Annotated in this window: 16 protein-coding genes; 6 read left to right on the top strand and 10 right to left on the bottom strand. The window is 67.9% G+C overall.

Going from position 1 to position 20,167, the window contains the following annotated elements:
• Positions 1–245: 245 nt before the first annotated feature.
• The 4 genes from yajC to WI697_RS22425 all read left to right on the top strand — a co-directional run bounded on the left by yajC (position 246) and on the right by WI697_RS22425 (position 3,738).
• Positions 246–641, top strand: a complete 396-nt coding sequence (gene yajC, locus WI697_RS22440; RefSeq protein WP_345959988.1) for a preprotein translocase subunit YajC — start codon at positions 246–248, stop codon at positions 639–641.
• A gap of 108 nt (positions 642–749) precedes the next feature.
• Positions 750–2,318: a protein translocase subunit SecD gene (secD, locus tag WI697_RS22435; RefSeq protein ID WP_062761320.1), complete on the top strand. Its 1,569-nt coding sequence runs from the start codon at positions 750–752 to the stop codon at positions 2,316–2,318.
• A gap of 19 nt (positions 2,319–2,337) precedes the next feature.
• On the top strand, positions 2,338–3,306 hold the full coding sequence (secF, locus tag WI697_RS22430; RefSeq protein ID WP_345959987.1) for a protein translocase subunit SecF: 969 nt from the start codon (positions 2,338–2,340) through the stop codon (positions 3,304–3,306).
• 48 nt (positions 3,307–3,354) lie between these two features.
• Positions 3,355–3,738, top strand: a complete 384-nt coding sequence (locus WI697_RS22425) for an Mth938-like domain-containing protein (RefSeq protein ID WP_014745066.1) — start codon at positions 3,355–3,357, stop codon at positions 3,736–3,738.
• Positions 3,739–3,822: 84 nt separating this feature from the next.
• Here WI697_RS22425 and WI697_RS22420 read toward each other — a convergent pair whose 3' ends face one another.
• The 3 genes from WI697_RS22420 to WI697_RS22410 form a co-directional block, all read right to left on the bottom strand.
• On the bottom strand, positions 3,823–4,422 hold the full coding sequence (locus tag WI697_RS22420; protein ID WP_345959986.1) for a superoxide dismutase: 600 nt from the start codon (positions 4,420–4,422) through the stop codon (positions 3,823–3,825).
• A 385-nt stretch (positions 4,423–4,807) separates the two neighbouring features.
• Complete coding sequence (locus WI697_RS22415) at positions 4,808–6,040, bottom strand: hydroxysqualene dehydroxylase (RefSeq protein WP_345959985.1); 1,233 nt, start codon at positions 6,038–6,040, stop codon at positions 4,808–4,810.
• A 5-nt stretch (positions 6,041–6,045) separates the two neighbouring features.
• Positions 6,046–7,827 carry a squalene/phytoene synthase family protein gene (locus WI697_RS22410; RefSeq protein ID WP_345959984.1) on the bottom strand — a complete coding sequence of 594 codons (1,782 nt, stop codon included), beginning with the start codon at positions 7,825–7,827 and terminating at the stop codon, positions 6,046–6,048.
• Between the two features lie 159 nt (positions 7,828–7,986).
• Between WI697_RS22410 and WI697_RS22405 the strand changes: the two genes are divergently transcribed.
• On the top strand, positions 7,987–8,844 hold the full coding sequence (locus WI697_RS22405; protein WP_345959983.1) for a phytoene/squalene synthase family protein: 858 nt from the start codon (positions 7,987–7,989) through the stop codon (positions 8,842–8,844).
• Between the two features lie 17 nt (positions 8,845–8,861).
• Here the strand turns inward: WI697_RS22405 and trmFO are convergent, their stop codons facing one another.
• The 6 genes from trmFO to WI697_RS22375 form a co-directional block, all read right to left on the bottom strand.
• Positions 8,862–10,229, bottom strand: coding sequence for a methylenetetrahydrofolate--tRNA-(uracil(54)-C(5))-methyltransferase (FADH(2)-oxidizing) TrmFO (gene trmFO / locus WI697_RS22400; protein WP_345959982.1), 1,368 nt, complete (start codon positions 10,227–10,229; stop codon positions 8,862–8,864).
• Positions 10,230–10,336: 107 nt separating this feature from the next.
• A complete protein-coding gene (locus WI697_RS22395) occupies positions 10,337–10,804 on the bottom strand; it encodes a hypothetical protein (RefSeq protein WP_014745072.1) in 468 nt (155 codons plus the stop codon).
• Positions 10,805–11,152: 348 nt separating this feature from the next.
• On the bottom strand, positions 11,153–14,029 hold the full coding sequence (gene uvrA, locus WI697_RS22390) for an excinuclease ABC subunit UvrA (RefSeq protein ID WP_231889261.1): 2,877 nt from the start codon (positions 14,027–14,029) through the stop codon (positions 11,153–11,155).
• Between the two features lie 204 nt (positions 14,030–14,233).
• Positions 14,234–15,883: a methyl-accepting chemotaxis protein gene (locus tag WI697_RS22385; RefSeq protein ID WP_345959981.1), complete on the bottom strand. Its 1,650-nt coding sequence runs from the start codon at positions 15,881–15,883 to the stop codon at positions 14,234–14,236.
• A gap of 177 nt (positions 15,884–16,060) precedes the next feature.
• Complete coding sequence (locus tag WI697_RS22380) at positions 16,061–16,738, bottom strand: cache domain-containing protein (RefSeq protein WP_345959980.1); 678 nt, start codon at positions 16,736–16,738, stop codon at positions 16,061–16,063.
• Positions 16,739–16,914: 176 nt separating this feature from the next.
• The gene (locus WI697_RS22375) at positions 16,915–18,261 is read right to left on the bottom strand and encodes an ArgE/DapE family deacylase (protein ID WP_345959979.1); all 1,347 of its coding nucleotides are present in this window, start codon (positions 18,259–18,261) and stop codon (positions 16,915–16,917) included.
• A 117-nt stretch (positions 18,262–18,378) separates the two neighbouring features.
• Between WI697_RS22375 and WI697_RS22370 the strand changes: the two genes are divergently transcribed.
• A complete protein-coding gene (locus tag WI697_RS22370; RefSeq protein ID WP_296712320.1) occupies positions 18,379–19,275 on the top strand; it encodes a LysR family transcriptional regulator in 897 nt (298 codons plus the stop codon).
• On the opposite strand, the gene cysW is transcribed toward WI697_RS22370, so the two are convergent.
• The gene (gene cysW, locus WI697_RS22365) at positions 19,269–20,165 is read right to left on the bottom strand and encodes a sulfate ABC transporter permease subunit CysW (RefSeq protein ID WP_197465004.1); all 897 of its coding nucleotides are present in this window, start codon (positions 20,163–20,165) and stop codon (positions 19,269–19,271) included. The genes WI697_RS22370 and cysW overlap by 7 nt on opposite strands.
• Positions 20,166–20,167: the final 2 nt, after the last annotated feature.

Here is a 20,167-nt window from a genome sequence, read left to right as displayed (position 1 = left end):
GATCCTGCAGGCGGATGTCGGACAGGGGGCAGTGAGGCGGTGTTATATCGCGTCGATGATGCAGGCCCAAGCGGCGGGCCACGATGGGGACCCCCACACCGCGGTACCGGCCCGGTCCCCTGACCGCCGGGTTCGCTTTGCAAAGCTGCGGGGCACCGCTATAGTCCGCTCACGACTGCGCCGGAGCCGGTTTGCGGCTGCGGCCTCCTCTTGCCAACGCAATATATACCCACGGGGACGTATCGATGCTCATCTCTCCGGCCTATGCGCAGGCCGCCGGTGCCGACGGCGGTGCCGGCATGCTCATGCAGCTGCTGCCGCTGCTCCTGATCTTCGTCGTCTTCTATTTCCTGCTGATCCGGCCGCAGCAGAAGAAGGCCAAGCAGCACCGCGAGATGATCTCGGCGCTGCGTCGCGGCGACCGTGTGGTGACCGCGGGCGGCATCGTCGGCACGATCGCCAAGGTCGATGACGACACCTATGCCACGCTCGAGATCGCGCCCGACGTGCGCGTGAAGGTGATGCGCCACACCATCACCGACAAGATCGCGGCGACCGAGCCGGCCCGCTCGGGCCGTAAGGGCAAGGAGGCCGACGAGGCCGACGACGCCGACGCCGACACCGAGAAGAGCGGGAAGTGACGACCAGGCCGCCGCCGGAGGTATCCGGCGGCGGCCTTCCCGATAAGACGTCTCCCCGAGGTCCGCTTCCCGGCCGCCTCACTGCCTTCCGCCCAGACGACGGTATCCATGCTGCAATTCGCCAAGTGGAAGACGGCGCTGATCATCGGCATCTGCCTGATCGGCGTTCTCTTCACCGCTCCGAACCTGATCGGCCGGCAGACGCTCGACGCGCTGCCCGACTGGTTGCCCAAACAGCGCCTCAGCCTGGGGCTGGATCTGCGTGGCGGCTCGCACCTGCTGCTCGAAGTCGAGATGGGGGCGGTGCTGCGCGAGCGCCTGGCCTCGGTTGCCGATGATGTGCGCTCGAAGCTGCGCGAGGACGGAACCGGTTATGCCGCGATCGGCGTCGACGGCGACGCCATCGTGGTCCGGGCACGCGATGCCGCCGATGCCGGCAAGATCGCGGATGCGATGCGCGGCCTGAATGCCGGCCTCGACGTGTCGACCGATGGCGGGGTGATCCGCGCCACCTTCACCGAGGCCGAGATCGCCCATCGCCGCGACCAGACGCTCGCCCAGTCGATCGAGGTCGTGCGCCGGCGCGTCGATGAACTCGGCACCCGCGAAAGCTCGATTCAGCGCCAGGGCGACGACCGGATCATCGTTCAGCTGCCGGGCGTCGAGAATCCGGGCGAAATCAAGGCCCTGCTCGGCACCACCGCCAAGATGAGCTTCCGCCTGCTCGACCCCACGGTCAGCGCGGCCGAGGTGCTCTCGGGCGGGCGGCTGCCGCCGGGTTCGGAACTGCTGGACGGCACCGGCCCGGGTGGCCAGCCGACCAAATATGTGGTCCAGCGCCGGGTTCTGGTGTCGGGCGAACGCCTGACCGACAGCCAGCCCAGCTTCCAGAACAACGAGCCGGTGGTGAGCTTCCGCTTCGACAGCGTCGGTGCCCGCCGCTTCGGCGAGGCCACCCAGCAGAATGTCGGCCGCAACCTCGCCATCGTCCTCGACGACAAGGTGATCAGCGCGCCGGTGATCCGCGAGCCCATTCTGGGCGGTTCGGGCGTCATCTCCGGCACCTTCACGGTTCAGGAAGCCAACAATCTGGCCGTTCTGCTGCGTGCCGGTGCGCTGCCCGCACCGCTGACCGTGATCGAAGAGCGCACGGTCGGGCCCGATCTGGGTGCCGACGCCATTGCCCGCGGCGAATTCGCGAGCGTGCTGGCCTTCGTTCTGGTCATCGCCTTCATGGCGCTCTACTACCGTCGTCTCGGCCTTTACGCCGATGTGGCACTGCTCGCCAATCTGGTGCTGCTGCTGGGCGCCCTGTCGGCCCTGCAGGCGACGCTGACCCTGCCGGGCATTGCCGGCATCGTGCTGACGATGGGCATGGCGGTCGACGCCAATGTGCTGATTTATGAGCGGATCCGCGAGGAACGCGCTGCCGGACGATCGGTGATCGCCGCGGTGGAGGCGGGCTTCAAGGGTGCGATGACCACCATCATCGACAGCAACCTCACCACGCTGATTGCCGCGGCACTGCTGTTCCAGTTCGGCTCGGGACCCGTCAAGGGTTTCGCGGTCACGCTGTCGATCGGCATTCTGACCACGTTGTTCAGCGCCGTGTTCGTGACCCGTCTGCTTGTGGCCAGCTGGCTGCATCGGGCGCGTCCGAAGACCCTTGCCCTCTGACCGCGCCGGGATCGATCACATGTTCAAGTTCTCGCTCCACCCCGGCAAGACCAATATCGACTTCCTGCGCTACCGGATCGCGGCCCTGGTCTTCACCGCCCTTCTGACGATCGCCACCATCGGTCTGGTGGTCGGCAAGGGGCTGAATTTCGGCATCGACTTCACCGGCGGTGTGCTGGTCGAGGTCGAGACCTCCGGCCCCGCCGATCTGGGGGCGATGCGCGAAGCGCTGGGCGACGGCAGCTTCGGCGATGTGTCGCTGCAGAATTTCGGGGCCGACAACGCCGTGCTGATCCGCCTTGGCCAGGATGCCGGCGAAGGCGACGCCCAGGGGCGGATGGTCGAGGCGCTGCGCCAGACCCTGTCCGAGAAAGTCGACCCGAATATCCAGATCCAGCGTGCCGAATTCGTCGGCCCGAAAGTGGGTCAGGAACTGATCGAAGGGGCGGTGATCGCCTTCGTGGTCGCGATTGCGGCGATGATGATTTATGTCTGGTTCCGCTTCGAATGGCAGTTCGGCGTGGGCGCCGTCGCGGCCCTGTTCCACGACGTGATCATGACCATCGGCATGTATGCGGTGACCGGCTATGAGTTCAATCTCACCAGTGTCGCGGCGGTGCTGACGATCATCGGCTATTCGCTGAACGACACGGTGGTCATCTTCGACCGGGTGCGCGAAAATCTGCGCAAGTACCGCGACATGACGATCCTGGAGCTGCTGAACCGGGCGCTCAACGATACGTTGTCGCGGACGATCATGACCGGGTTCACCACGCTGATCGCGCTGTTCGCGCTCTACTTCGTGGCCGGCTCCGCGCTTGCGGGCTTCACCTTCGCGATGATCGCGGGCGTGTTCATCGGCACCTATTCCACGATCTTCATCGCGGTGCCGATCCTGGTCTATCTGAACCTGCAGAAGCGCCAGCGGGGCCGTGTGGGCACCGATGGCAGCGGTGACGGGGAGGCGGAGGCCGAGGTGAAGGCCTGACGCCGCCACCGTCCAGCCCATTTCCCCTCAGACCGGAGTATTCCACCGATGATGGACCTGACCCCCAAGCTCGCCGACGGCGCCAAGGTGGTGCAGGGCTATGCGGAAGGCCGTTTCCGTATCGGCGGCGAGATTTTTCCGCACTCGGTGCTGGTGATGCCGGGTGTGGTCGAGGCCTGGCAGGTGGCGGATCTCGCCACCGCCTCGGTCGACAGCCTGGAGCCGGTGCTGGCCGCCGGCCGTGCCGGGGCGGTCGAAGTGCTGATCATCGGCTGTGGCCCGCGCACCCAGCTGGTGCCGCGGCCGCTGCGCGAGGCGCTGAAGGCCGCCGGCATCGGTGTCGAAGGCATGGACACCGGCGCCGCCGCCCGCACCTACAACGTCATGACCATGGAAGACCGCAAGGCGGCGGCCGCCCTGATCGTTCTCTGACCACAGAACGGCGCCAAACGAAAACCCCCGCCCGGAGCTGCCGGGCGGGGGTTTTCATATGCAGGACAACCTGCGCCGGCCGGATCAGGCCTTGGCGAGGTTCTCGGCTGCGAAGTCCCAGTTCACCAGATTGTCCAGGAAGGACTGGACGAAATCCGGGCGACGGTTCTGATAGTCGAGGTAGTAGGCATGCTCCCAGACGTCGATGGTGAGCAGCGGCGTGGCGCCGGTGCCGACCGGGGTCTCGGCATTGCCGGTCTTCACGACCTCGAGCTTGCCGTCCTTCACCACCAGCCAGGCCCAGCCCGAGCCGAACTGGGTGGTGGCGGCGTTCTTGAACGCCTCCTTGAACTTGTCGAGGCCGCCGAAATCGGCATCGATGCGCTTGGCAAGATCGCCCGAGGGGGCGCCGCCGCCATTCGGCTTCATCGAATTCCAGAAGAAGGTGTGGTTCCACACCTGCGCGGCGTTGTTGAACACGCCGGCCTTCGCCGCATCGCTGCGGCTCTTGACGATGATGTCCTCGAGGCTGGCGTCGGCGAGATCGGTGCCCTCGACCAGCTTGTTGAGGTTCACGACATAGGTGTTGTGGTGCTTGCCGTGATGGAACTCGAAGGTCTGGGCCGAGATATGCGGCTCCAGAGCGGTCTTGTCGTAGGGCAGGGCGGGAAGTTCGAACGCCATGACGATCCTCGTCCTCAATTGTCATTATGCCCAGGCGGCGGACCCCTCTTGTCGTGGGCTGCCGCCGGATGACAGGCTCCCGCCGGCCACATGCCGCAGGCCGGCATGCCGTCGGGAGGAGCCCGATGGGGTGATACCGCGAAATGCCGCCCCGTGCCAACTGTCGCTGGGCCAACCTTCGGTGGGCCAACCGCCGGCAGCTCACCACCGGACCGGAATGGGACGAGGCAGGGCCTTTCCGGCGAAACCCCTTCAACAGCCACCCGGTTCCGCCTGCAGGCGGCGCCCGGATCACCGTTCCGCCCGAATATGGGGCGAGTCGCGGCCCGGGCCAAGGGCTGCCTTCGACATGTCACGGGTTGTTATGTACCGATGGTGCGCCGGATCAGCGACGGCGAAGCACGGCCGCTGCCGCCCGCTGCCCCGAGACCACCGCGCCTTCGATCGTGGCCGGCAGGCCGGTGGCGGTCCAGTCGCCGGCAAGCACGACATCCGGCCGGGGGCGGGTGCGATCGACAGGGCCCGGGCGCAGCGCCTCGCCGCCCGGATTGTGGCGCATGGTCGCCCGCTTCTCTTTCACAACCCGGACCGGCGGCATCGCGGCCGGGAGCCCGGCCATGGCGAGGCAGGCCCGGATTTCCGCCCAGCCGGTTGCCGCCAGCACCTCTGCCGGCCGGTCCATCAGCGCATCTGCGGCGCTGGTGGTGATGGACAGGATGCCGTCCCGATGAAAGATCCAGTCGGCCATCCCGCCTGTCACCATCAGCGCCTCTGGCATGCCGGGGGGCAGCTGATCCGGGGCGTAGTGGATGTTCAGGATGGCGGAGCTGGTGCGGGGTACCGTGATGTTGGGCAGCAGGCGGCGGGCGGCCGCCGGCGGCAGGGCCAGCACGATCATCCGGTCGGGATCGGGCGGCGGCAGCCGGTCGAGCGGCGTGGTCGGATGCAGGCGGACGCCCAGTGCCCGCAAATGCGCGACGGACGGGGCGATCAAGGCGGTGTCCAGCCCGCCTTCGGCCAGGTGCAGCCGGAAGCCGCGGGGGCCGGCGAGCGCAAGCCGGCGAAGCATGCGGGCGACCAGCCGGGCATCGGCCGCCGCGGGATCGATGTTGAGCGCGGCGCGGACCAGCGGAGCCAGCACCGCCTGACCGAGCTTGCGCGAGAGCAGGCCGGGGCGGGCTGTCCCGAGCGGGCCGTTCACGCGGCCGTCGAGCAGAAGGCCGGCAAGGGCCAGCAGATCGCCCGCACCGAGCCCCAGGCTGCGCATCAACTGCATCGGGCTGCCGAGCCGGATTTCGTGTCGGCCGGTGACCTCGCCGCCGGGGCCATCAAGGGCGACCGCGGGATAGATGGCCGGCAACTCGCGAAACCGCCCGCCGACCTTGCGCACGAAATCGAGCGCGGCCGGATTGGCGCCGAGCAGCACATGGGTGCCGTTGTCCAGCCGATGGCCGGTGACCGGGTCGTCGAAAGACCGGCAACGGCCGCCGGCCTGGGGCGCCGTCTCCAGCAGATCGACCGTCAGCCCGGCTTCGGCCAGATCGAGTGCCGCGGCGAGGCCGGCAATGCCGGCGCCGGCAACGAGGACGCGGGTCGGGCGCGGGGGACGAGCGGGCAAGGCGGTCAGCCGCCGATCCGGGCAAGCACGGCGTGGCGCAGGGCCGCGCGGACTGCCCGCCGTTTCAACTGCCGGCGCAGATCCGGGGGCAGGGCGGCGAAGCGCCGCGCCTCCAGCACCGCCAACAGGCCGCGATAGGCATCGGCCATGGCCATGGCCGGGCGCAGACGGCGGCGCAGATGCGGATCATCGGGCAGGGCGGCATCTGCGGCAGCAAAGGCGTCGCGGGCAGCACGGCCAAGGGCGCGTGCGGCGGGCAGGCGTGCTGGCCCTTCGGCGATGACCACGGGGGCCGCGCGTGGATCGGCACCGGCGGCCATCAGGGCCTCTGCCGGCAGGTAGATCCGCCCGTGGATCGCATCCTCGTCGATGTCGCGCAGAATATTGGTCAGCTGGAGCGCCCGGCCCAGATGACGGGCATAGGCCCGGCCTGCAGACTGGGGGACACCGAAGGCCACCAGGGCGGCCTCGCCGACGGCACCGGCCACGCGATCGGCGTAGCGCAACAGATCCGCCCAGGCAGGGGCACCACCGGGATGATCGCTGCAATCGCTCAGGCAGCCGGCGACGATCTGTCGAAGGGCGTCGACCGGCAGATGATGGCGGCGGACAGCATCGTTGAGCAGCGCCGCATCGGGCCCGGTCGGTGCATGGTCGGCACCAAGGGCCAGCAGATCCGCATCGATCGCGTCCAGAAGCTGCCGCCGCCGGCCAGCGGGTGCATGGCCGTCGGCAATGTCGTCGACCAGCCGGCTGACGGCATAGAGGGCCTGCATGGCCGGTCGGCCATCCGACGGCATCAGGCGGATGGCCATGCCGAAGCTGCTGCCGGCGGTCTGGCTCTCGGGCCCCGGCACCCGCAGGGCCGCGAGGCCGGCATCGGCAAGGGCACCTGCCCAATCGCGGCGGCGCGGTCGGATGCGCCGGGCCAGGGGGTCGGCACCGGTGAAGCGGCGCCGATGGCGGCGCGCTATGCCGAGCGTGAGGGCAGCCTGAATGCGCAGTCGGCGCACCGGTGTGGCGAGCAGCGGCCGCGCCCGGTCGAGCAGCTCGTCCACCGCTTCCAGCAACCGCCCGATCGCGGCGAGCAGGCGCGGCGGTGCCGCGGGCGCACCCAGCGCCGCGGCGCCGAGCCCTGCATCGGCCAGCCAGCTGCCCGGCAGCCAGACCCGGCCGGCGGTGCGATAATCTGCCCCCAGATCGCGAATGTGGTTCAGCAATTGAAGGGCGACGGCCAGATCGTCGCCGGCCCGGCGACGGGCGGGATCCTGGTCGCCGGACACCGCCATCAACACGCGGGCGACCGGCGCGGCCGACAGCCGGCAATGGTCGTCGAGTGCCGCCCAGTCTGCCGGAACGAACCCGTCGACATCGCGGCGCGAGGCTTCGGCCAGATCGCGCAGCGGGGTGATGTCGATGCCAGCCTGTGCGAAGGCGGCGGCCGCCCCGGCCGCAAGCCGGCGCAGTTCGTCGGCGGCCGGCGTCGCCGTCAGCTGCGGCTGCCCGTCCCCTTCCAGACCATCCATGAAGGCGGTAATGGCGGCGTGGCGGTCGGCCTTCGGCAGGTTGCGGTCGTCGGCGATGTCGTCGAGCCGCCGTGCTGCCCGGTAGAAGGCCTGAACCGCCGCCCGGCCCGGCCCGGGAGGGGCGGCCATCCCCAGCACGGGAAAATCCTCGCGCCCCGCGGCCAGCGCGCGCACCGGCAGGGTTACCCGGTCAGGGGCGGCGGACGCCACGGTCAGACGGGTAGCGACGGCGGATGGGCGTGGATCGGCATCAGCCGTCATCGGCGGCGGGTCTCCGGCAGGGAAGGGATCCGGGATGAGGAAGGTTGCGCGTCTTCAGAATAGCATCACGCGGTTTGCGGTGGAGCCCCCGAAGCCTATATGGTCGGCCAAAACCCGCCGGAGCATGCTTCGGCTCCCACGCCCGGCCCGGAGAGACGGATGACCACGGTTTCCGATACCGAACGCGCAGCGGCATTGACGGCGAGTGCGGAAGAGCTGACCCGGCTGGATCCGGATCGTTTCGCCTGCCTGATGCTGGCCGATCCGGAGCGGCGTGCCGATCTGGTCGCCCTGCTCGGCTTTGCTTTCGAGACCGCGAAGACCGCCGAGGTGGTGAGCGAAACCATGATCGGCGCCATCCGCCTGCAATGGTGGCGCGAGGCCCTGGACGGAATCGAGGCCGGCACGCCGCGGCGCCATCAGGTGATCGATCTTCTGGCCCCGGCGATCGCGGCCCATGATCTGCCGCGGGACCGGCTGGAGCGGATGATCGATGCCCGCGAGGCGGATTTCGAACCGACCCCCTTTGCCGATGCCGCTGCGGTTGAAGCCTATGCCCGCGACACGGCGGGACAGCTGGCGCGGTTGCAGGCGAGGGTGCTGGGGGTAACCGATGGCGTGCGGCTGGATGCGGCCGAGGCGGTCGGCACTGGCTTTGGCCTGGCGGGTGTGCTCAGGGCCCTGCCGCACCAGGCGCGCCGCCGCCGGGTGCTGTTGCCCCGGGACCGGATGGCGGCGGCCGGGCTGGGGACCGGCCAGGTGATCGAGCCGCATCTGCGCGACCAGGCGGTGACGGCAGCGATTACGACCATGGTCGCAGATCTCGCCGGGCGTGCCGGGGGGCTGATCGCCGATGCCCGCAAGGCCGGCCGCCTGCCACGGCCTGTGGCGGGGCAGGCGGCGCTCGCCCGGGTGCATCTGGCACGGCTGGCACGGGCGGGTCATGATCCGTTCACGGCCCCGGCCGTGCTCAGCCCGGCACGCCGGGCTTTCACACTGCTGCTTGCCCGGGGCTGAGACCGGCGGATCGGTCCTCAGGCGGCCGCGGGCCGGGCATCGGCCCAGGCTGCGATGTCTTCGAGCGCCCGGCGGGCCATCACCTGCTTGCGCTCATTCTTGCGGATCTTGCCTTCGAGCGGCGCAAACAGGCCGAAATTCACGTTCATCGGCTGGAAGGTGTCGGGGTTCGCGGCGCCGGTGATATGGGCGAGCAAGGCACCCATGGCAGTGGTGGCGGGCGGCGGCACGATCTCCCGGCCCAGCGCTTCGGCCGCGGCGAAGCGGCCGGCAAGCAGACCCATGGCCGCGCTTTCGACATAGCCTTCGACGCCGGTCACCTGGCCTGCAAACCGCAGATGCGGGGCCGCCTTCAGCCGCATCACCCCGTCCAGCACCCGCGGGCTGTTGATGAAAGTGTTGCGGTGGATGCCGCCCAGCCGGGCGAATTCGGCGTTCTGCAGGCCCGGGATCATCCGGAAGATCCGGCCCTGTTCGCCGTATTTCAGCTTGGTCTGGAAGCCGACCATGTTCCAGAGCGTGCCCGAGGCATTGTCCTGGCGCAGCTGGACCACGGCATGGGGCGAGCGGCCGGTGCGCGGGTCGGTGAGGCCGACCGGCTTCATCGGGCCGAAGCGCAGCGTCTCGGGGCCACGTTCCGCCATCACTTCGATCGGCAGGCAGCCTTCGAAATAGGGCGTCGACTTCTCCCACTCCTTGAAGTCGGTCTTCTCGCCACCAATGATCGCGGCAATGAAGGCTTCATAGGTCTCGCGGTCGAGCGGGCAGTTGACGTAATCGGCACCGGTGCCACCCGGTCCCGGCTTGTCGTAGCGCGACTGCATCCAGGCGATGTCGAAATCGATGCTGTCGCGATGGACGATCGGCGCAATGGCGTCGAAGAAGGCGAGGCTGTCTTCGCCCGTCGCCGCCCGCACCGCCTCGGCAAGGGCGGGGGATGTCAGCGGGCCGGTGGCGACGATCGTCCGCCCCCAATCCGCCGGCGGCAGGCCGGTGACCTCTTCCCGACGGATCTCCAGCAGCGGATGGGCGCGCAGCCGTTCTTCAACCGCGGCCGAAAAGCCGTGGCGGTCGACGGCCAGCGCGCCGCCCGCCGGCACCTGATGGGCATCGGCCGCCGCCATGATCACGCTGTCGGCCCGTCGCATTTCGGCATGCAGCACGCCTACCGCATTCGAGGTGGCGTCGTCGGACCGGAAAGAGTTCGAACAGACCAGTTCCGCCAGACCGTCGGTCGCGTGGGCCTCGGTCTTTCTGACCGGGCGCATCTCGTGCAGGATCACCGGCACGCCTGACTGCAGCAGCTGCCAGGCGGCCTCGGAACCGGCAAGACCGCCGCCCACGACATGGACGGGAGCGATGTGAACCGGGGCAGAGGTCTTCACGGGCACCAACCTTTCCTGTGGCCGACGGCGGAGACGAGCCGTCGCCCCAGGACATATTACAGTCGGGCCCGACCCTCAAGCGGGAGCCGCAGCTTGCGGGCCTGCGGTCAGACCCGGCGCGGTGCGCGGCTGGCGGATTCGAGAGCGGCGGGTGCGCTGGCGGCATGAAAGCCGGCAAGGCCAAGGGCCGCCACGATCACCGCCACGTCATCGGGGCGGGCGGCATCGGAGGTGACGCCGTCGCGCCCGGTGAGGGCGAACAGCGCGCCGCCCACCAGAAGGGCGGTCACCAGACCGGCGCGGCGCCGCGCCTCGGCCGGGGCGATCATCGGCTGGGTCAGCTCCCGACGCTGGGCACCGCGCGAGATCAGATCGGCGATGGTGTCGGCAATCATCGCCATATCGGCGGGGGCCGGTGCCTGGGCCGGGTGGGCGGCGTCGCCCCCGTTCGCAGGACGGGCCGCATCGGTGAGCAGACGGCGACCGATACGGGCGATGCCCTGGGCGGCGGCATCGGGTGCAAGCCCGGCAAGGCCCGGGGCGCGGGGATCACTGGCGGCGAGTATGGCGGGCAATGTATGGACGGAGTCTCCGTGGCGTGTGGTGCCCGCATGTTGCGCGAATGAATCGTTCTTCGCCGCCGATGCTCCGAGCATGTGGCAAACCCCCCGGTCTGTCCCGATCAACACATTCTGCTACAGGCCGGACGCGCAGTTCTGACCGCGGCGCGTTCCGTCCTGTGCCCACGCTATGACAGGATGCCGGTGACGGCAAGTCACCCGCGTTCCACAGTCAACATTTTTTGCGGAATCGGTCCATTTGCGCACATCCGGAGCAGATGGCAGGCGCAAAATCGGGGAGAATCTCGCAAATCCGATGAAATTTATGGTGAAGGTCGATTTAATTGATCCGGCATCTATCCTTCATTCAGCTGAAATGATCTGGTCGCCGCCGCGTTTTGCGTCTTCCATGGCGAGATGCCGGCCCAGATAGTGTCCGGTATGGCTGGCGGGATTGTGGATCACATCCTCGGGCGTGCCCTCTGCCACGATGCGCCCCCCGCCGGACCCGCCCTCGGGGCCCATATCGATCAGCCAGTCCGCGGTCTTGATGACATCCAGATTGTGCTCGATGACCACCACGGTATTGCCCTGGTCGACCAGGGTATGGAGGACTTCGAGCAGTTTGCGGACGTCGTCGAAGTGCAGACCTGTGGTCGGCTCGTCCAGGATATAGAGTGTCCGTCCGGTCGCCCGCCGCGACAGCTCTTTGGCGAGCTTCACACGTTGGGCCTCACCCCCCGACAGCGTGGTGGCGGATTGGCCGAGGCGGATATAGCCGAGCCCGACCTCGGCGATGGTGCGAAGCTTCTCGCGGATCGACGGCATGGCCTGGAAGAAGTCCAGCCCTTCGTCGACGGTCATGTCGAGCACGTCGGCGATCGACTTGCCCTTGAACTGAACCTCGAGCGTCTCGCGGTTGTAGCGCTTGCCCTTGCAGGCGTCGCACTGGACATAGACGTCGGGCAGGAAGTGCATCTCGATCCGGATCACGCCATCGCCCTGGCAGGCCTCGCAGCGCCCGCCCTTGACGTTGAACGAGAAGCGGCCCGGCTTGTATCCGCGCGCCTTCGCCTCGGGCAGGCCGGCGAACCAGTCGCGGATCTGGGTGAACAGGCCGACATAGGTCGCCGGGTTCGACCGGGGGGTGCGGCCGATCGGCGACTGGTCGATGTTGATGATCTTGTCGATATGCTCCAGCCCGTCGATGCGGTCGTGCTGGCCCGGATGGGTGCGGGCGCCGTTCAGCCGGCGGGCGATGGCCTGGTAGAGCGTTTCGATCACCAGCGTCGACTTGCCGCCGCCCGAGACGCCGGTGACGCAGGTGAAGGTGCCGAGGGGGAAGCTTGCGGTGACGTCGTGGAGGTTGTTGGAACGGGCGCCGACCAGGGTGATGCTCTCGCCCGTGCCCTTGCGCCGCTCCTCCGGTACCGGGATCAGCCTGGAACCGGTGAGATAGCGGCCGGTGAGCGACGCCGGATTGGCCATGATCTCGGCCGGGGTGCCTTCCGCCACCACCTTGCCGCCATGCTCGCCCGCGCCGGGGCCCATGTCGATGACATGGTCGGCGGCGCGGATCGCATCCTCGTCATGCTCCACCACCAGCACCGAATTGCCCAGATCGCGGAGATCCTTCAGCGCCGCCAGCAGTCGGTCGTTATCGCGCTGATGCAGGCCGATCGAGGGTTCGTCGAGCACGTAGAGCACGCCGGTCAGGCGCGAGCCGATCTGCGAGGCCAGGCGGATGCGCTGGCTTTCACCACCCGACAGCGAGCCGGAGCCGCGGGCGAGGGTGAGATAGTCCAGCCCCACTTCGGTGAGGAAGCGCAGCCGCTCGTTGATCTCCTTCAGGATCCGCTGGGCGATTTCCTGGCGCTTGGCATCCAGGCGGCCGTCGAGGGCGCCGAACCAGGATCGTGCCTCGCCGATCGACAGGGCGGAGACTTCGGCGATGTTCTTCATGTCGATCTTGACCGCGAGCGCCGTATCCTTCAGGCGCTGGCCGCCGCAGGTTTCGCAGGGGCGGTTGCCCTGGAAGCGTGACAGCTCTTCGCGGATGAAGGCACTGTCGGTCTCGCGCCAGCGCCGCTCCAGATTGGGGATCACGCCTTCGAACGGCCGGTCGACGGTGTAGTTGCGCGCACCGTCTTCATAGCGGATCTTGATGGCCTCTTCGCCGCTGCCGAACAGAATCGCCTGGCGGACCCGGTCGGGCAGTTTCTCCCAGGACTGGGTCAGCGTCACCTTGTAATGCGCGGCGATGCCGGCGAGCGTCTGGTTGTAGAACTGGGTGGTCGACTTGGCCCAGGGCGCGATTGCGCCGTCTCGCAGGCCCAGCGACGGGTCCGGCACCACCAGTTCGGGATCGAAATGGCTTTTCACCCCCAGCCCGTCGCAATCCGGGCAGGCACCATAGGGGTTGTTGAAGCTGAACAGCCGGGGTTCGATCTCGTCAATGGTGAAGCCGGAAACCGGGCAGGCGAAGCGAGCCGAGAAGGTCGTGCGATCGCCGGTGTCGGCATTCTCGGCGATCATGATGCCGTCGGCGAGGTCGAGCGCGGTCTCGACGCTGTCGGCCAGCCGGTTGCCCAGCCCCTCGCGGATGACGATGCGGTCGACCACCACCTCGATGTCGTGCTTGCGCTTTTTGTCGAGCGCGGGCGCGTCTTCGATCTCGTGGATCTCACCGTCGATCTTCACCCGGGTGAAGCCGCGCTTCATCAGCTCGGCCAGTTCCTTGCGGTACTCGCCCTTGCGGCCGCGCACCACGGGGGCGAGCAGCAGCAGGCGGGTGCCGTCGCCCATCTCCATCATCCGGTCGACCATCTGGCTGACCGTCTGGCTCTCGATCGGCAGGCCGGTGGCGGGAGAATAGGGGATGCCGACCCGCGCCCAGAGCAGGCGCATATAGTCGTAGATCTCGGTGACCGTGCCCACCGTCGAGCGCGGGTTGCGCGAGGTGGTCTTCTGCTCGATCGAAATGGCGGGTGACAGACCGTCGATGCGCTCGACGTCCGGCTTCTGCATCAGCTCAAGGAACTGACGGGCATAGGCGGACAGGCTTTCGACATAGCGGCGCTGACCTTCGGCATAGATGGTGTCGAAGGCCAGCGACGACTTGCCGGAGCCGCTGAGGCCGGTGATCACCACCAGCCGGTCGCGCGGAATATCGACGTCGACGTCCTTGAGATTATGTTCCCGCGCCCCGCGGACGCTGATCAGTCTGGTCGTGTCGCGCATCTGATCCCGCACCATGTGCCTCGCCGGCCGGATGTCGTTCCAGCGCCCCGCGCTGCAGGGCAGCACACGAACAAATAGTGCACGGATGCCTGATCGTCACGTGGCAAATCATGTCAGGAGGCCCGGTATATTCGCCGCAGCCATGGCGGCAGCCATGCGCTGACGGCATGGCTGCGCCGGGATGTGGCATATCAGGGCCGCGGCTCAGGCCTCGCGGATATGGCGGATGAAGGCGCCGACGCGGGCGGTCAACTGCTGGCCTTCCTCGACGAGCGCCGTCGAGGTGTCGAGCACCCGCCGCGCCATGACGCCGGTATCCTCGGCGGTCCGCGAGACACGGCCGATCTCGGTGCTGACCCGGTCCGCCCCGGCCGCCGCCTGGCCGATCGAGGCGGCGATCTCGCTGGTGGCGCTGCGCTGGCGGTCGACCGCGCCCGAGATGCCCTCCACCACCTGGCTGATCCGGTCGATGGTCGCACCGACCGTGCTGATCGTGGTGGCGGCTTCGCTTGCGACCGTGCGGATCTGGGCGATGCGCGCATCGATATCGGCGGTGGCGCGGCTGGTCTGGGTGGCGAGGCTCTTCACTTCGGAGGCCACGACCGCGAAGCCTTTTCCGGCCTCGCCGGCACGGGCAGCCTCGATCGTGGCGTTGAGGGCGAGAAGATTGGTCTGTTCCGCGATGTCGCTGATCAGGCGGACGACTTCGCCGATCTGGTTGGCGGCCTCCACCAGCCCGGTCACGGTGTGGTTCGAGCGGCGGGCTTCACCCACCGCCTCGGTGGTGATGGTGGAACCTTCCGCCACCTGGCGGAGGATGTCGCTGATCGCGGCGCTCAGCTGTTCGGTCGACCCCGCCACGGTCTGGACGCTGCGGGCGGTTTCGCCGGCCGAGCCGGCGACGCCGGAACTGGTCTCGCGGGCCTGATCGACACCGGCACTCATGGCGCGCGCGGTGTCGCGCATCTGTTCCGAAGATTGCCGCACGGCGGCGACCACTTCGCCGATCGAACGCTCGAAATCGGCGGCCAGGCGGTCCATTGCGGCGGCCTTCTCGGCCTCGGCCTGAAGGCGCTGGGTCTCGTTGACCTCGCGCAGTCGCTCGGTTTCGGCCATGCCGTCGCGGAAGACCAGCAGCGCGCGCGCCATCTCGCCCAATTCATCGCGCCGGTCGAGCCCGCCCAGCTCGACCGTGGTGCGGCCGCCGGCCAGGTCGCGCATCGCGCCGATCGCACGGGCGAGCGGGCGGGCAAGCAGGGTGCGCAGCCCCAGGATCAGGGCGATCATGAGCGCCAGCATGGCCACTCCGGTCAGAAGGGCGCTCTGCCGCAGGGCGGTCGCGGTTGCGGCCTCGACCTCCGCCAGCGACCATGCGGCCGCAACGGCACCGACCAGTTTCTGATCCTTGCCGGCGAAGACCGGGCGCACCAGCAGCGTGGCTGCCGATGTCTCTTCGTCATAGGCTTCGCCCCGATCGAGGGCCGCGGCGGCGCGGCCGTGAAGGGCGGCGAGATCGGCTGCCGTCAGGCGCGGATCATCCACGGCGACGATCTGGCTGCCGTCGAGCGAGAAGGCGGCGAAGGAGGCGAGGCGGTTGCCGTCGCGCTCCATCAGCGGGCCGACGATCGCCTGGATGCCGGCCGCCTTGGCGTATTGCACGCCGCCCGACACCTGGCCCGCAAGCATGTCGGTGAGCGTCCGGTCGGATCGGCGGAAGGCATCGGAGAGCGCGTCGGCCCGGCTGAAGGCTTCACGAAGGCCGATGGCGGTGAGAACCATGCCGACCATGATGACGGTCATGATCGTGATGCGCAGATGCAGTTTCACCGGGCGGCGGCGGAGCTTTGGGGACATGTTTCGGGCCTCCGTCTGGGCAAAAAGGCGTCTGGGCGAGGGGCGCCTGGGCAAGGGGCGTCTGGGCAAGGGGCATTTGGGCAAGGGGCATCCGGGCGGCCGCGATCCGGGGAGAGATCGCGGCCGTCGGCAGGCACAGGGGCTGGAACGATCAGGGATTCGGAGGGGCGTCGGCCGTCAGAGATTGCCGAGCGCCTCGGCATCGAGGCCGAGGGTGAGGGCCCCGATCGGTTTGCCGCTGTCGGGGTCGATCACCGGCTCGCTGAGCTGGATGATGTAAGTCTGACTGCTGTCGTCGAAATCGACGTCAGAGACATGGCGGGCGCCCGGCCCCTTGAGGAAGGTCTCCTGCCATTTCGGCTCGTCGCCCTGCCAATAGTCCGAGGTGGTGTCGCTCATACCGACATTCAGGCCCCGGTTGTCCATGACGAAGGCCTCGGTGATCAGCCCCTCAGAGCCTTCCTTGGCCTTGTGCAGAATGGCCGAGGCCGGATTGGACGCGACGGCCGAGATGGTGGGCGTGCTGGCGGTGCCGACCTCTGCGCGCCAGGCCTTGTCCTGCGCCAGGATATCGGCCTCGGTCAGCCCGGCATTGGCCGTGTTCTGCGCCCGGATCGCGGCGATGATCCCGGGATCGGTCACGAGCTGGTGCATCAGGCCGGCATCGACCTTGGCAAGCCCTGCCTCCAGTTCGGCCGGCGGCCCTTCGGCACGCACGGGCAGGGCAAGGCAGAGTGCTGCGAAGGCGATGCCGGCGGCGAGACCGGCCTTCATCATCAGCGGCAGAGGGTTATGCGCGGCGGTGGAGGCCGGCACGCGGCGATGGGAACGGGGAGGGATGACGGTACGGGGCATGGGGACACTCCCTTCTTCGACCGGCTTAAGTGAGGATCATCCTGCCCCGAAAACCTTATCAATTCTTTTAAGTGCGCCAGAAAATCGATCGATGTTCGACAAAATGAAAAAACCTGAACCCCCGCCATGCAAGAGTTCAGGTCTATTGTATAGATTAGATGACGTTGCTCCGATGCTTATGCATCAATTTTTTCGAGGCCGCACCATTCGGCGATGAAGAGGGCGATGGCACCGGTGACGCGCTCCATCGAGGCGAGGGAGACCCGCTCGTCGAAACCATGGACGCCCGCCGTGATGGGGCCATAGACGAGGCAGGGGCAGTCGCCGTAGAGCACGAAAACCCGGCCGTCCAGATAGCTGGGCGTCACGAAGCTCTCCAGCCCACGGCTGAAGGCGCGGGCATGGGCGCGCCCCAGGGTCTTTTCGGCATCGCTGCCTTCTTCCAGAACATAGCCTTCGGCGAAGAAGCCGTTGTAGTCGATCTCGGGCGGGTTGTTGGCCAGGAAGGCGTCGCCCTTGGCGGCTTCGGACAGGCAGGCCTCGATTTCTGCGGCGGCATCGCGGGGATCCACGCCGGGATAGATCGAGACCCGGCAATCGAAGGTGCACCAGGCCGGCACCGAGGATGCCCAGTCGCCGCCTTCGATCTTGCCGAAATTGAGGTTGATCGGGTGATCCAGCTCTTCGAAATAGCGATGGGCGGTCTTGCGTGCGTTCCAGTCGGCCTCCAGCCGGCGCAGCGCCTGCATCAGCCGGTAGGCGGCCTCGATCGCATTGGCGCCCGATCCTGCTTCGCGGACATGGACCGGGATGCCGCGCGTGGTGACCTTGAACCAGATCACGCCGACATTCGCCCGCACCAGCATCTCGTCTTCGGGTTCGGGGATGATCGCGGCATCGGCGCGATAGCCGCGGACCAGGCAGGCGAGGGCGCCATTGCCGGTGCATTCCTCTTCCGTCACCGACTGGACATGGACGGTGGCGGCCGGCTGATAGCCGAGGCGCCGGAGGGCATCCATGGCGAAGACATTGACGGCGATGCCCGCCTTCATGTCACCCGATCCGCGGCCATAGAGCCAGTCGCCCTCGATCACCGGCTCGTAGGGCGGGTTGGTCCACATGTCGTGCGGCCCTTCGGGCACGACGTCGATATGGCCGTTCAGGATCAGCGAGCGGCCGGTCTCGTTGCGCGGCCGGTGGGTGCCGACGACGTTGAGGGCGTTCTGATAATCGACCTTCACCGGCGAGAAGCCCGGATGATGGCAGATCTCGTCGACATCGATCGCCCAGCGGTCGACGGCATAGCCGCGGTCGCGGAGGGTCTTCGCCATGAAGTCCTGGGCGGTGTGCTCGCGGCCGCGCAGTGACGGCAGGCGGATCAGATCCTGGGTGAAAGCGATCTGCTCTGCAAAGCCCTGTTTCACCGAGGCGAGGATCGCCTCGGCCAGAGCGGGGTCGAGCCGCGAGCCTTCGGTATGTGCCCCGGCGGGGGCGGCGGATGCGGGTGTGATGGTGTCGGTCATCTGAGGTCCGGCCTCCCTTGGTCTTATGCCTCTGATGTCGAGCGTAGAAGGCCGGTTTGCTTCGATAAATATCGATGTGATAAATCTCGTTTCGATAAATATCAAAGGAAGCGGATCATGGCCCTGCCCAGCCTGTCGACGGTGGATCTGAAGCTCCTGGGCGTCTTCCTGGCGGTGGTGAAGGCGGGCGGCTTCGCGCCGGCTCAGGCCGCGCTCAACGTTGCCGCGTCGACGATCAGCATTCAGATCGGCACGCTGGAGAAGCGGCTGGGGGTTGTGTTGTGCCGGCGGGGCCGCGGCGGTTTCGCGCTCACCGAGGACGGCCGGCGGGTGCACGAGGCGGCGCAGGCGCTGTTTGCCCAGATCGAGGATTTTCAGGCCCGGATTGGCGGTCTGGGCGGAGGCATGACCGGCAGGCTGAACCTTGCGGTGATGGAGAACCTGATCACCCACCCGAGTTTCAGCCTGAGCGCGCTGATCGCGCGCTTCAGGGACGGCGCGCCGGGTGTGCGGGTCAGCATCGACACGGCCTCACCGGCACGGCTGGAGGAAATGGTGCTGGGCGGTGCGGCGCATCTGGCGATCGGCTATTTCCCGCGCCGGCTTGCCCAGTTCACCTATGCCCCGGCCTGCGAGGTGGTGATGGAACTTTGCGCCGGGGCGGGGCATCCGCTGTTCGATGTGGCGGAACCGACGCCCGATATGGTTCGGGCCGCCGAACATGCCCATCGCGGCTATGTCTCGACCGAGCAGACCCCTGACGCCCATCGCGGCTTCGTGTTCACGGCCGAGGCACAGAGCGTCGAGGCCCTGGCGATCCTTGTTCTGTCAGGGCGTTATCTGGCCTTCCTGCCGACGCACTTTACCCGGCGGCCCGGCTATGCCGGGCGCATCCGGCCGATTCTGCCCGAACGCTATGCCTACCGGTCATCGATCGAGATCGTGCGCAACCGCGCGGCGCCGATGACGGCGCCGGCGGCACGGTTCATGGAGCTGGTGGCCGCTTGTCAATGACCGCCGCCGCGGCGGCGAATGGCCCCTTCGGCCCGACGTTCGACGATCAGCTTGGCCAGGATGGTGACCAGGGCGAGCACGGTGAGGGTGGAGGCAGCCGCAAAGGCGCCGATGGCATTGTAGTCGTTATAAAGCAGCTCAACCTGGAGCGGCAGCGTGTTGGTCTGGCCGCGGATATTGCCCGAGACCACCGAGACGGCCCCGAATTCACCCATCACCCGCGCATTGCACAGGATTGCGCCGTAGAGCAGTGCCCATTTCACATTGGGCAGGGTGACGCGCAGGAAGGTCTTGAGACCCGAGGCGCCGAGGGTGATGGCGGCCTCTTCCTCGTCGGTACCCTGGGCCTGCATCAGCGGCACCAGTTCGCGGGCGACGAAGGGGCTGGTGACGAACAGGCTGACCAGGAAGATGGCCGGGATGGTGAACATCACCTGGATGCCGGCGGCGTCGAGCGTCGGCCCCAGCAGGCCCTGGGCGCCGTAGACGAAGAGATAGGCGACGCCGGCGACGATCGGCGAGATCGAGAAGGGAAGCTCGATCACGGTCATCAGCAGCTTGCGTCCGGGGAAGGTGAATTTGGCGATCGCCCAGGCGGCGGCGAGGCCGAAGCCGATATTGATCGGCACCACCACGATGGCGGTCAGGATGGTGAGCCCGATCGCATGCAGCGTGTCGGGGGCGACGACATTCGAGGCCCAGCCCTCGATGCCGGCGGCAAAAGCCTGGGCGAAGATCACCGCCAGCGGCACCACCAGAAACAGGGCGGAGATGCCGAGGGCAAGGGTGATGAGCAGGATGCGCAGCCAGCCTTCGCCCGCCACCCCCTTCCAGGCTTCGGGGGTGCGGCTGCTCTGATGGCGGTTTGCGGTGGCGGGGATATCGGTCATCG

The sequence above is a fragment of the Tistrella mobilis genome (genome assembly GCF_039634785.1).
Classification (GTDB): domain Bacteria; phylum Pseudomonadota; class Alphaproteobacteria; order Tistrellales; family Tistrellaceae; genus Tistrella; species Tistrella mobilis.
This window is presented reverse-complemented; position numbering and strand designations above follow the sequence as displayed.

Bases quoted from the DNA above. Each gene is read 5' to 3' on its own strand.
- secF (WP_345959987.1), top strand. From the start codon at position 2,338: ATGTTCAAGTTCTCGCTCCACCCCGGCAAGACCAATATCGACTTCCTG.
- uvrA (WP_231889261.1), bottom strand. From the start codon at position 14,029: ATGCGCGACACGACCAGACTGATCAGCGTCCGCGGGGCGCGGGAACAT.
- WI697_RS22385 (WP_345959981.1), bottom strand. From the start codon at position 15,883: ATGTCCCCAAAGCTCCGCCGCCGCCCGGTGAAACTGCATCTGCGCATC.
- WI697_RS22410 (WP_345959984.1), bottom strand. From the start codon at position 7,827: ATGACGGCTGATGCCGATCCACGCCCATCCGCCGTCGCTACCCGTCTG.
- WI697_RS22375 (WP_345959979.1), bottom strand. From the start codon at position 18,261: ATGACCGACACCATCACACCCGCATCCGCCGCCCCCGCCGGGGCACAT.
- WI697_RS22405 (WP_345959983.1), top strand. From the start codon at position 7,987: ATGACCACGGTTTCCGATACCGAACGCGCAGCGGCATTGACGGCGAGT.
- secD (WP_062761320.1), top strand. From the start codon at position 750: ATGCTGCAATTCGCCAAGTGGAAGACGGCGCTGATCATCGGCATCTGC.
- WI697_RS22380 (WP_345959980.1), bottom strand. From the start codon at position 16,738: ATGCCCCGTACCGTCATCCCTCCCCGTTCCCATCGCCGCGTGCCGGCC.
- WI697_RS22420 (WP_345959986.1), bottom strand. From the start codon at position 4,422: ATGGCGTTCGAACTTCCCGCCCTGCCCTACGACAAGACCGCTCTGGAG.
- yajC (WP_345959988.1), top strand. From the start codon at position 246: ATGCTCATCTCTCCGGCCTATGCGCAGGCCGCCGGTGCCGACGGCGGT.
- WI697_RS22425 (WP_014745066.1), top strand. From the start codon at position 3,355: ATGATGGACCTGACCCCCAAGCTCGCCGACGGCGCCAAGGTGGTGCAG.
- cysW (WP_197465004.1), bottom strand. From the start codon at position 20,165: ATGACCGATATCCCCGCCACCGCAAACCGCCATCAGAGCAGCCGCACC.
- WI697_RS22370 (WP_296712320.1), top strand. From the start codon at position 18,379: ATGGCCCTGCCCAGCCTGTCGACGGTGGATCTGAAGCTCCTGGGCGTC.